The 10,262-nt window shown below is 60.0% G+C and carries 13 protein-coding genes; 3 read left to right on the top strand and 10 right to left on the bottom strand.

The features are described from left to right. On the bottom strand, positions 1-315 hold a 315-nt coding region (locus tag HY29_RS09895), incomplete at its 3' end, for a hypothetical protein (RefSeq protein ID WP_034796373.1). 141 nt (positions 316-456) lie between these two features. Beyond that, a complete protein-coding gene (locus HY29_RS09890) occupies positions 457-996 on the bottom strand; it encodes a DUF421 domain-containing protein (RefSeq protein WP_051601394.1) in 540 nt (179 codons plus the stop codon). Positions 997-1,363: 367 nt separating this feature from the next. Here HY29_RS09890 and rpoH point away from each other — a divergent pair, with 367 nt between their 5' ends. Continuing rightward, positions 1,364-2,278 (top strand): RNA polymerase sigma factor RpoH, encoded by a 915-nt coding sequence (gene rpoH, locus HY29_RS09885; protein WP_034796372.1) that lies wholly within the window; start codon positions 1,364-1,366, stop codon positions 2,276-2,278. Between the two features lie 81 nt (positions 2,279-2,359). On the opposite strand, the gene HY29_RS09880 is transcribed toward rpoH, so the two are convergent. Next, positions 2,360-2,893: a hypothetical protein gene (locus HY29_RS09880; RefSeq protein WP_034796371.1), complete on the bottom strand. Its 534-nt coding sequence runs from the start codon at positions 2,891-2,893 to the stop codon at positions 2,360-2,362. Positions 2,894-3,086: 193 nt separating this feature from the next. On the opposite strand from HY29_RS09880, the gene HY29_RS18475 reads away from it, so the two are divergent. Then, positions 3,087-3,422 (top strand): RcnB family protein, encoded by a 336-nt coding sequence (locus tag HY29_RS18475; protein ID WP_051601393.1) that lies wholly within the window; start codon positions 3,087-3,089, stop codon positions 3,420-3,422. A gap of 57 nt (positions 3,423-3,479) precedes the next feature. Here the strand turns inward: HY29_RS18475 and HY29_RS09870 are convergent, their stop codons facing one another. Then, the gene (locus HY29_RS09870) at positions 3,480-4,055 is read right to left on the bottom strand and encodes a hypothetical protein (RefSeq protein ID WP_034796370.1); all 576 of its coding nucleotides are present in this window, start codon (positions 4,053-4,055) and stop codon (positions 3,480-3,482) included. Positions 4,056-4,103: 48 nt separating this feature from the next. Here HY29_RS09870 and HY29_RS09865 point away from each other — a divergent pair, with 48 nt between their 5' ends. Next, positions 4,104-4,931, top strand: a complete 828-nt coding sequence (locus tag HY29_RS09865) for a TrmH family RNA methyltransferase (RefSeq protein ID WP_206741948.1) — start codon at positions 4,104-4,106, stop codon at positions 4,929-4,931. A gap of 9 nt (positions 4,932-4,940) precedes the next feature. Here HY29_RS09865 and HY29_RS09860 read toward each other — a convergent pair whose 3' ends face one another. The 6 genes from HY29_RS09860 to cysG are packed head-to-tail and all read right to left on the bottom strand — an operon-like array spanning position 4,941 to position 10,160. Beyond that, positions 4,941-5,684, bottom strand: coding sequence for a phosphoadenylyl-sulfate reductase (locus tag HY29_RS09860; RefSeq protein WP_051601392.1), 744 nt, complete (start codon positions 5,682-5,684; stop codon positions 4,941-4,943). A gap of 5 nt (positions 5,685-5,689) precedes the next feature. After that, positions 5,690-6,178 carry a DUF934 domain-containing protein gene (locus HY29_RS09855; RefSeq protein WP_034796369.1) on the bottom strand — a complete coding sequence of 163 codons (489 nt, stop codon included), beginning with the start codon at positions 6,176-6,178 and terminating at the stop codon, positions 5,690-5,692. Beyond that, entirely contained in the window at positions 6,165-7,823 is a 1,659-nt protein-coding gene (locus tag HY29_RS09850; protein WP_034796368.1) for a nitrite/sulfite reductase, read from the bottom strand. The genes HY29_RS09855 and HY29_RS09850 overlap by 14 nt, the downstream gene beginning before the upstream one ends. Next, positions 7,823-8,452, bottom strand: coding sequence for a glutathione S-transferase family protein (locus HY29_RS09845; protein ID WP_155838280.1), 630 nt, complete (start codon positions 8,450-8,452; stop codon positions 7,823-7,825). The genes HY29_RS09850 and HY29_RS09845 overlap by 1 nt, the downstream gene beginning before the upstream one ends. Further along, a complete protein-coding gene (locus HY29_RS09840) occupies positions 8,452-8,757 on the bottom strand; it encodes a DUF2849 domain-containing protein (protein ID WP_034796366.1) in 306 nt (101 codons plus the stop codon). The genes HY29_RS09845 and HY29_RS09840 overlap by 1 nt, the downstream gene beginning before the upstream one ends. Further along, entirely contained in the window at positions 8,754-10,160 is a 1,407-nt protein-coding gene (gene cysG, locus HY29_RS09835; protein WP_051601391.1) for a siroheme synthase CysG, read from the bottom strand. Before cysG ends, HY29_RS09840 begins: the two co-directional genes overlap by 4 nt. Positions 10,161-10,262: the final 102 nt, after the last annotated feature.

Raw genomic sequence — 10,262 nt, 5'->3', positions numbered from 1 at the left:
CCGGCTTTCGCCGGGGTGAGCGGACATGAGGCTGCTGCCATCAAGCGCCACTGTGAGGGCCTTGCTTGGCTCCCATTTGAACTGGTCCTGCTGTTTCTGTTTGGCGAGTGCGGCTTCGCGTTCAGCCTTAGTGTCGCCAATGTGCACGAGCACGACGCGCCCGTTGGGAGTCAGTCCGTAGAGAAAGTTCGCCCGCGCCCCTTTCGCCCACAGCACATAGAGACGGAGCATCACCATCTGGATCCAGATCCAGAAGCTATACTGCTCCAGCTCTGGCGGCAGCTGGCAGGAGATGGGGGCGAACAGGCGATCCATGGGACATAGTATATCCCGGCACAGAGGGGTGTCGGAAAACTATTTTCCGGTTTCAATATCTGCACCAGAACGCGGACCAAAAAATGTGGGAAACGCCCCTGCCCCTATCGGTCATGAGGGCGCTTCGGTGGAGCACCCCGCCTAGCCCTTTGGCACGCCGGCGACCGTGGCGGCGAGTTCTTCCGGGGCGACATCCTTGTCGGAGCGGGCGATGACGCTGAACGAAGCATCGGCCTCAAGGATGACGGATTCGGCCTCTTCCACATTGGTGAGGCCATTCTCGCGGAGGGCCGAGAGCACTTCCGGTTTTGTAAGGCGTTCCTGACGAATATTCTCGTCCAGGAATTCCCCCTTGTAAACGAGGAGGCGCGGCTGGGCCTTCACGATTCCGGCAAAAGCCTGGCTGCGGGCCAGAATGAAGGTGAGGATCCACTGGATCAGCAATAACAGGCCGATGGCGAACAGGGCCTCAAGAATGGTGAGGGACGAACTCGTCACGCCGGCTGCGGCGATCGACCCCAGCGCCACACTGACCACCCAGTCGAAATTGTTCATCTGTGAGGTCGAGCGCTTTCCGGCGAGGCGGATGAAGGCGATGATACTGAGATAGATGATCGGCGCGGCCATGGCGATGCGGGCCATATCCTGCCAGCCATCATAGAAGACATCAGAGACATTCATTTTGGAGCCTTTTCCCGGTCGTCTGGCGACACGTCAGGTGTGCGAACGCGCAGACCTTCCCCACGCCCGTTTCTGCCCAATCAACAAGGCGTGAGCGGTCCGGTTCCACGTTTGGCGGAATTGATTTCCCCTGCCCTTTTTCGGAGACGGCACCGCCATTATGAAACCTGGTTAATCAATGCCTTGAAACTGCCCCGACCTCTTCCATATCCCGGTCGTAATTCTTACTTATGTTATTCCGTGATGACATTCATGCGGATTACCGGGGGCGACGTCGCCGCAAAGCGGGACTAAACGTCTCAAGGAAACCTGATAGTCGGAACGACTGCCGCAAAGCGGGGTTGGTCTGCAAAGGAGGAACAAGGATATGGCGAACAAGATTTCCGCCAGCGCAAACATCACGCTCAGCCCCGAACAGGGCCTGAGCCGGTACCTCACCGAAATTCGCAAGTTCCCGATGCTTGAGAAGAATGAGGAATTCATGCTCGCACGGCGCTGGCGCGAGGATGAAGATACGCAAGCGGCTGAAAAGATGGTGACCTCTCACCTGCGTCTCGTTGCGAAGATCGCAATGGGCTATCGCGGTTATGGCCTGCCGATGGCCGAGGTGATCTCCGAAGGCAATGTGGGCCTGATGCAGGCCGTCAAGAAATTCGACCCGGACAAGGGCTTCCGCCTGGCAACGTATGCCATGTGGTGGATCCGCGCCGCGATCCAGGAATACATCCTGCGCAGCTGGAGCCTCGTGAAGCTCGGCACCACCGCCGCGCAGAAGAAACTGTTCTTCAATCTGCGCCGCCTGAAAGGCGAAATGAAGGCTCTGGACGAGGGTGATCTTCGCCCTGAACAGGCTCGACTTATCGCTGAGAAGTTGAACGTCACCGAAGCCGAAGTGTTCTCGATGAATGGCCGGATGTCCGGCTCCGATGCCTCGCTCAACGTGCCGATGGGCACGGATGGCGACATGGAGTGGCAGGACTGGCTGGCCGATGACGAGCCGAACCAGGCCAGCGAGTTCGCCGACCAGCAGGAATTCGATGCCCGCATGGAATTGCTAACTTCGGCGATGGAAGACCTGAACGAGCGTGAGCGTCACATTCTGACCGAGCGCCGCCTGTCGGAAGAGCCGAAGACCCTGGAAGAACTCTCCGAGGTCTACAATGTCTCCCGCGAACGGATCCGCCAGATCGAAGTGCGCGCGTTCGAGAAGCTGCAAAAGGCCATGAAGCGCATGGCCAAGGATCAGGGCCTGCCGGTCAATCCCGGCGCAGCAATGAACTGATCACTGATTATCGCTGGCATGGGGTCTGACCGGTCCCATGCCTGCCTTTCCCGGCCTGGAATTTACGGCCCCACCCGGCGTCTAATCGATAGCGGGCTCTGCCTCAAAACCTCCGATCACGATATCCCTGATTTTCCAGAGGTCTTTTGAATCTGACCATATGGTCAGTAGACAGCCATAGCCGGTGGACAGGTCATCCGGAGTCGCCTCAACAGGGTCTACCGTGAACTGAGAGAGGCAGATGATGTCTCCGGAGCGCGCCGAAACCGGAGTGGTTTCACAGACATTTGCGCCCTCCGCACGCGCCGCAAAAGTCGGCTGCTGGACATAGGTACATACAGGCGAACTGAGTGATTGGGCCTCTTGCGGGCTGATGCCTTCACGGAAGGTCTGCATCGTGTCCAGATTGACTTTCTGCAGCATGGGCTCAGCCGCCCCGACCTCCCTCTCCCCGCTCAGAACCCCGTTCACCTCTGACTGCAGAGCGGCAACATGTTGCAGAGCGCGCGCATGATAGCTGAACCGCCATACCGCCAGCGCAAGCACCGATACGACGAGTACGACAACCACAATGGCTGCCGGATGGTCCCGTAATAGATTTGTCGCCTGCTTCATGGGGCCCCATAGCGCCAGTGAACATTCATCATGCAGCGCTTGTACGCGGAATCCTCTATCTTTGATAGACAGGGATTTTACTTAAATTGAATTTCTCTCGCCATGGACGAATAATCAGCATTTATGACTGTTTCGCCCGGGAACTGGCCGGCAGGGATCTCGTTTATTGGTCATGACTGAAAGGAGGCCCCCAATGGCACTCAAGACGTATATGACACTCATGCTTGCTGGCGCTGTCGGCTCCGGCCTTGTCGCCTTTGCTGACCCGCCGCGCCACGCGAAAGGCGAGGCTCTACCGCCGGGACTGGCGAAACAGGGCAAGGTTCCGCCCGGCCATGCAAAGAAGATGTGGAAGAAAGGCGAATATCTGCCGGTCGACTATCGCGATGACTATTTCGAGGACTGGCGCAGCTATGATCTGGAACCGGCCCCACCGGGCTATCGCTGGGTGGTCGTGGATCAGGACGCCTATCTCACACAGGTCGCGACCGGCCTGGTGGCAGATGCGGTGATCAATCTGCTGAACTAGATGCGCCCTCAGAGACATTGACGCCCCGGAGGACCGTAAATCCTGCCGGGGCGTTTTTTATTCTGTGTCCGTCTCTGCGGGGGCGGAGGGATCTTCCGCCTGAGTGTCGGCCGGATCGGCCTGGTCGGCCAGGACACTCTCATCCGAGAACCAGACATTTAAGCCCAAGACTTTCCAGACTGCGTCATCCTTGACCCAGTCGATCGTGACGATACCGGGCGACTGCTCCGTCTCGATCGTCAGGGTACAATCGGCGAAAGTACCAGACTTGTCCTTGTCAATATCTGCCGAGGTTCGCATGTTGCAGCCTGGCACGCCGTACTCCGTCACCTGACCAAAACTCCGGATGTAACGATCCACCTCGTCGATCTCTGCCTGAGTCACGTCCAGGCGCCGGGAATAGATAGGATCATCAGGGGGCGGCACCCCTTCCTCCATCACACGCTCAGCGAAATCACGGCTTGCTTCGGAGCGATCGCTGAGCGCCTGGAACAGTGAGACCCCACCCCGGACGCAGGTTCCCAGCAAGACAAGTGCGAGTACAATGCCCCCAACAATCCACCATAGCTTGCGTGACTTGCGTTCTGGCGGGGCATACTGGTAGTCCGCTGCGCCGGGTTTGTTCTCTGTCATGATGGCCCCACCCGTAATATTCAGTACAAGAGATGACAGGATAGAGGGATGACGATGCAATTGGCAATAGAAGTTGACCGGGCCGATGATCCGAGGTTGCAAGCCTATACATCCATCCGCGAGAAGGACCTGACCTCAGGCCATGGCGCGCGCTTCATCATTGAGGGCAAGGTAACACTGGAAACTGCCCTGCGACGCGGACGGTTCAAACTGGGAAGCCTTTTCCTGGCCAAAAGCCGTCTGGAGCCGCTCGCCGATTTGCTGGCGCAAGTTCCGCAGGATGTGCCGATCTATGTGGCACCACAGGACGTGATGGATGCCGTGGCCGGGTTCCCGATGCATCGCGGTGTGCTGGCCTGCGGCATCAAGGGGGACATCCCCTCCCCTGCAGAGTTCCTGTCGCAAGGCATCAGAGCGGCCGCTCCGTCCACCCTGTTGATGCTGTCGGACCTCTCCAATCATGACAATGTCGGCGCATGCTTTCGCAATGCCGCCGCCTTTGGGGCGGATGCCGTACTAATGGATGCGCAATGCTGTGACCCGCTCTATCGCAAAGCGATACGCGTTTCGTCCGGCGCGAGCCTGTGGCTGCCCTATGCCCATGGCGGTACGGGCATGGACATGGTGAACGCCGCCAAGGCCGAAGGCTATGAGGTGTGGGCGATGACGCCGCGCGCCGGGGCACGGATGCTGGGGACACTGAGGATTCCGGAGAAGCTCGCTATCCTGCTCGGCGCGGAAGGCCCCGGCCTGCCGGACGCATTGATATCCGCAGCAAGGCCGGTGCGCATTCCCATGTCATCAGGCTTTGACAGCGTGAATGTGGCAACCGCCGGGGCGATCACACTGGCACATGTATTTGGGCAGAGAACTTAGCCCACCCGCCTAGAAAACGCGGGGACGTTCCGTCTTTTCGACGTGGAGACCGCACTCGGTCTTCTGTTGACCGGCCCAGCGGCCCGCACGCGGGTCTTCCGGGTTGTCGGACGGCTTCGTGCATGGCCAGCAGCCAATGGACGGATATCCTTGGGCGACCAGCGGGTGACGCGGCAGATTGCGCTGACGGATCAGGATCTCGACATCTTCCGGTGTCCAGTTGGCCAGCGGGTTCACCTTGTAGCGACCATTGGCAAATTCGAAGACCGGCAGGGTCATCCGCGCGCCACCATGGAACCGCTTGCGGCCCGTGATCCAGGCTTCAAAGCCTGCAAGGGCGGGCTCCAGCGGGCGCACCTTGCGCAGGGCGCAGCAGGCATCCGGATCGGATTTCCAGAGATTGTTTTTAGGGTCCAGAACCTTGCGTTCGGTCTCGCTTGGCGGGATCTCGCGCACACCGGTCAGGCCCAGCTTCTCGATCAGCTCGTCCTTATAGTCCAGCGTCTGCGGGAAATGCATGCCGGTTTCGAGGAAAATGATCGGCAGATCCGGCTTCACATCAGCGATCAGGGCCAGCATGGCGACGCTTTCCGCACCAAAGCTGGAGACATAGGTGAGACCTTCCGGCCATTCACGGATCATGGCCGCCCGCAGAACCGTTTGAGCAGAAGCATCGCGCAGCTCGCCATTCAGGCGTGCCAGACGAGCCTCTGTCGCTTCGCTCTTGCGGATTGCGCTATCACCATATGGCATAAAGTTCAGCCTTTGTGTCTCTTGCGGTAAACCGGCACCTGGCCAGCCGCGGCAGGCTGGTAGACTTCGGTGTATTCGTTCAATGCTTCCACTACTTCATGTAAGTCAGCACGCGCTGTCTCGTAAGCATCAAAGCCTGAACGGTTCATATAGAATATCTGATCCCTAAGGACGTGTCCCACAGCGCGCAACTCACCAGCATAGTTGAAACGCCGACGTAGCAGCTGAGCCTGCGAATATCCACGCCCATCAGTGTATTTAGGGAAACTGATTTCTATCAGCTGAAGACGGTCCAGAAACTCTTCCAACTCATGCGGGTCGTCTTCCGGGTCCAATCGCACGCCGATATCAGTGTTGCGGGCGAGCAGAATCTCCCGCTCGCTGCGGAATCTGGCCAGCGACACGGTAATGCAGCCCCCTGGCGAGAGGTCCGCCTCATCAGGGACATAGGCCCAGATATCGTCAATCTCGGCGCCGTGTTTAATCAGCGGCATAAAGGGCCTCCTTGAAGGGGTCGTGGCCAAGGCGGGCCAGCGTCTCAATAAACAATTCGCTCTTGTCGGTGCGCAGATCGCGATAGGTATCGACGACCCGTTTCAGCGCGCCGGGCACGTCATCAGCTTTCAGGCCCGGGCCGGCAATGTCGCCAATGGCCGCCTTCTCGTCTGCGCGCCCGCCGAGGGTGATCTGGTAGAACTCCTCCCCTTTGCGGTCGACACCGAGAATGCCGATATGGCCGACATGGTGATGCCCGCAGGCATTGATGCAGCCGGAAATATTGATGTGCAGGCGGCCGATGTCTTCCTGATAGTCCGGATCGGCAAAAACCTCCTGCACCGCCTGCCCGACCGGAATGGAGCGGGCATTGGCGAGGTTGCAGTAATCCAGCCCCGGGCAGACGATCATGTCCGTGATCAGGCTTTCATTTGCCGTGGCAATGCCGGCAGCCTTCAGCTCGCGATAGATGGCCGGCAGGTCTTTCAGCGCAACATGAGGCAGGACCAGATTCTGCGCATGGCTGACGCGGATATCATCATGGGCGTAGGTTTCCGCCAGATGCGCCACAGTCATCATCTGCGCATCCGTGGCATCACCTGCGGCGCCGCCCACCGGCTTCAGACTGATCGTGACGGAGGCATGGCCCTCCACCTTGTGCGGATGCAGATTGATGCGGGCCCAGCGGGCAAACTCCTTGTCCTCTGCCTTCAGCGCCTCAAAGGCGGCATCGGGGCCAGAAGCAGGCGTCAGCTCAGGCGGGGCGAAATAGGCATGGATGCGTGCGATCTCTTCCGGTGGCAGGGCGATCTTCTCATGCTCGCGCTGGGCCGCATATTCCTCGCTGACCAGACGGCGGAATTCCTCCGCGCCAATCTCGCTGACCAGGATCTTGATGCGGGCCTTATACTTGTTGTCACGGCGGCCAAAGCGGTTGTAAACGCGCATGATGGCTTCGAGATAGTCGAGCAGCTCCGTCTCAGGAACAAATTCATTGACCAGGGCCGCGAGGTGCGGAGTGCGCCCCTGCCCGCCGCCGACATGGACCTCAAAGCCGACCACATCGCCACGCTGGCGCATGTGCAGGCCAATGTCATGGACGCGGATGGCGGCGCGGTCATGCTCTGCGCCCGTAACGGCGATCTTGAACTTGCGCGGCAGGAAGGCGAATTCCGGATGGAAAGTGCTCCACTGGCGAATGATCTCGCACCAGGGGCGCGGGTCCATGATCTCGTCTTTCGCAGCGCCGGCGAAATGGTCCGACGTAGTATTGCGGATGCAATTGCCGGAGGTCTGGATAGCGTGCATCTCCACCTCGGCCAGGCTCTCCAGCACATCGGGAATGTCTTTCAGGGCCACCCAGTTGAACTGGATATTCTGGCGCGTGGTGAAGTGGCCATAACCGCGATCATAATCGCGCGCGATGACCGCCAGACGGCGCAATTGGCGGCCATTCAGCTGGCCATAGGGAATGGCGACGCGCAACATATATGCGTGCAGCTGCAGGTATACGCCATTCTGCAGGCGCAGCGGCTTGAACTCATCCTCCAGCAATTCACCGGACAGGCGGCGGTTCACCTGCCCGCGGAATTGCGCGACCCGCTCGGACACGATCCGGGCGTCAAACTCATCATAACGATACATTACGCAGCCTCTTTTGCGTGCGGGATGCCGAGGGCCGCTTCAGTGCGGCTAACCCACCGCTCAACAGCGGCAAACTCGGAAATATTGAAGCCGCCCTCATGGGCAAGCCGTGTGTAGGCGACAAGGGCAATGTCTGCCAGCGTCATGTCGTCGCCGACGATCCAGTCCGTATACGTCAATTGCAGCTCCATGACACCGAGGGCGCGGCGGCCCTTGGCCATCAAGTTCGGATCAATCTCGTCATCGGACTTTTTGAGATAATGCTTCTGGAACCGGCGGACGGCAATGGCCGTCTCGTGGGAATATTGTTCCCAGAACAGCCAGCTCATCATCTGGGCGCGGCGGAACGGGGCCGACGGGATCAGATCGCTGCCGGCCTGCTCGGCGATGTACAGCATGATGGCATTGGATTGCGGCAAGGCGCGGCCATCGGGCCAGCGCGCCAATGGCACCTGGCCGACCGGGTTCACTGTCAGGAAGTCTTCCGTCTGCGTTCCGCCCGACAGAATGTCGACCTCAACCCAGTCATAGGGAATGCCCAGCAAATCCGCCGTCCATTTCGGCTTCATGCAATTGCCGGATATGGAATCCCCGTACAGCGTCAGGCGTGTGATCTCGCGCGTCGGCATCAGGCGGATTCCCCATAGGCGACCGTCGGGCCATTGGCCCGGATCGTCTCGCGCAGGGTCTCACGGCCGGTAATCCCGCCGCTTTCCGTCACTTCCATGAAGTAAGGGTCAGTGACAACGCCTTCCTGCTTCAGCGCGTCAGCCAATCGGGCCTCGGCCTCATCGCCGGTGAAGGCCGCGATCTGACCCACTTCCTTGGTCCATGACCCATCCGCCGCCATCCAGACCGTCTGGCCGGTCGCGGTTTCCCAAGCGGTGACCGCCTTCGGAGTTTCAGGTTTCAGCTTTGGGCGGACGGACGTCATGCGTAAATCTCCTGCGTGTAGCCGCCTGACAGGCCCACTGCCCCACTGGCGAAAGGCAGACCTGCCACTTCCCCGATGATCAGCAGGGCCGGTCCCTTGATTGCGTTTTGCTCGATCAGGTCTGGCAGTTCGGCCAGAATGCCAAAGACCTGGATTTCCGTAGACAGAGTGCCGTTCTCAATAACAGCGACGGGCGTATCGGGCGCGCGGCCCGCTTCGATCAGCTTGTCGGCAATGGTCGGTGCGGTGCCCACGCCCATGAAGACGGTCACCGTCTGGTGGGGTCTTGCGAGGCTCTCCCAGTCGAGATCCGGCACGCCGCCTTTTTTCGCATGACCTGTCACGAAGGTGAGGCTTTGCGCATGATCGCGGTGCGTCAACGGCACGCCGGCGCTGGCGGCGCAGCCAAGCGCAGAGGAGATGCCCGGCACGACAAAGGCTTCAATCCCGGCAGCCTGGATGGCTTCCAGCTCTTCCCCGCCCCGGCCGAAGATGAACGGGTCGCCGCCTTTCAGGCGCACGACGCGCTTTCCTTCGCGCGCAGCGCGGATCAGCAATTCATGGATCTCTTCCTGCGGCACGGAATGATTGCCCTTGCTCTTGCCGACCGGCACGCGGTCTGCGTCGCGGCGGATCATGTCGACAATCTCCGCGCTCACGAGGCGGTCATAGAACACGATGTCAGCCTGCTGCAGAAGGCGCAGCGCCTTGACGGTCAGCAGTTCCGGATCGCCGGGGCCTGCGCCGACCAAATGCACGATGCCGGTGCGGCGGCTGCCCTTCATGGCATCCCGCATGGCTTGTTCGGCTGCGTCCAGCTCTCCGGCATAGGCCAGTTCTGCGGGCTTTCCATTCAGGGCATATTCCCAGAACTCGCGGCGAGCCTTGGCATCCGGAATGGCCGCCTTGACCTCAGGCCGCAGACGCCCGGCGAGTTCTGCCAGCTCTCCCGTCCGCGCCGGCAGAAGGCGTTCCAGCTTGCTGCGCACGGATTTGGCCAAAACCGGCGCCGAGCCATTGGAGCCGATCGCGGCAACAATCTCTCCCCGGTCCAGAATTGACGGGACTGTGAAGTCGCACAATTCCGGCCGGTCAACGACATTCAGCGGCACGCCATATTGCCGGGCCCACTCAATGGAGCGTTCGGTATTGGCGCACAAACGGCAGGCAACAATGGCAAAACGGGCGACATCCAGTGCCGGACCCGCTTCGGACTGCGGCGCAATGGTGATGCGGCCCGCGAACTCCTCGGCAAAGCCAGGTTCAATGTCCTTGCCGATGATCACGGTGATCTGGGCGGACGTCTTGGCAAGCAGGCGCACCTTGCGGCGGGCTTCTTCGCCACCGCCGAACACGACGACACGGGCGTCGTCCATGTTAAAGAAAGCCGGGAACTGGCGCATGGGTGCGACCTCTTTTTAGGCGAGCTGATCAATCAGGTGCCAAAATGGCTCTTGACGCGGCAGACGCAACAGTGAACCCCTACAGCGATCCTTTAGAGAAAC

Origin of the sequence: Hyphomonas beringensis, from assembly GCF_000682755.1 — a bacterium.
In the GTDB taxonomy this organism is placed as follows: domain Bacteria; phylum Pseudomonadota; class Alphaproteobacteria; order Caulobacterales; family Hyphomonadaceae; genus Hyphomonas; species Hyphomonas beringensis.
The sequence above is the reverse complement of the archived record's forward strand: the minus strand, read 5'-3'. Positions and strand labels throughout refer to the sequence as shown.